Origin of the sequence: Limimaricola cinnabarinus LL-001 (genome assembly GCF_000466965.1) — a bacterium.
In the GTDB taxonomy this organism is placed as follows: domain Bacteria; phylum Pseudomonadota; class Alphaproteobacteria; order Rhodobacterales; family Rhodobacteraceae; genus Limimaricola; species Limimaricola cinnabarinus.
Window position 1 is genome coordinate 1 of the sequence record NZ_BATB01000167.1, and the last position, 972, is coordinate 972.

At 63.9% G+C, this 972-nt stretch carries 1 protein-coding gene; it reads right to left on the reverse strand.

All coding sequences use genetic code 11. From position 1 onward, the window contains the following. Nucleotides 1–53 precede the first annotated feature (53 nt). The coding region (locus tag MBELCI_RS18910; RefSeq protein WP_045320569.1) for an IS5 family transposase at nucleotides 54–972 on the reverse strand (919 nt) is incomplete at its 5' end.

Genomic DNA, 972 nt, shown 5'->3' on the forward strand with positions numbered 1-972 from the left:
GGCGATGTTGCGCAAATCAGCTTTGAGCATGACGCTCCCTTTCCCGCCTTTCTTCAGCGGACAGCTTTGATCTCGGCCCTGCCAAGGGCCGAGAAGCGGTTCATGATGGCGATGCGGATCTGGATTTCGGCGGTTTGGCGGTCGGGATCTCGTGACATGATCCTCTCGCTGAAGAGCTTCAGGCAGTTCATCTGGGCCTCGACCCGACTTCGGACGTGGTAGCCCGCCCACTTCTTCCAGAGCGCTCGCCCCAGATGCCGGGTCGCCCGCAAGATCTCGTTTCGCGCGGTGGCGGCGGGACAGTCTTCTTTCCAGGCACGGCCATTGCGACGGATCGGTATGACCGCTTCGGCGCCTCGGTCGATGATGGCGTCATGGCAGCGGCGCGTATCATAGGCACCATCTGCGGTGACCGTGCCGATCGCCTCCTCCGGCGGGATCTGCGCCAGCAGGTCCGGCAGCAACGGGCTGTCGCCTTGGCGGCTCGAGGTGAACTCGACCGCGCGCACATCCCCGGTGCCCGCGTCCATGGCAATATGGACTTTCCTCCATTGCCTCCGGCGTGACGGGCCATGCTTTCGAGCCTGCCACTCGCCGTCCCCGCGGAACTTGATGCCGGTGCTGTCGATCAACAGGTTTAGCGGCTGTCCTGACGCGCGATACGGGACCTGCACTGAGATCCGCGCCTGTCGGCGGCACAGCGTCGAATAGTCCGGAACCGGCCAATCCAACCCAGCCATCTGGACCAAGCTCTCGACCAATCCAACCGTCTGCCGAAGGGGCAGACCGAAGAGCACTTTCAGCGTTAGGCATGTTTGAATCGCAGCGTCCGAGAAGGTCTCGGGCCGTCCGCGCTTCCCGGTCTTGCCGGCGTGCCAGACCATCTCAGGATCGAACCAGACCGACAGCGAGCCGCGCTTGCGCAGCGCAGCGTTGTAGTCGGACCAGTTCGTCGTGCGGTAGCGGGTCGGG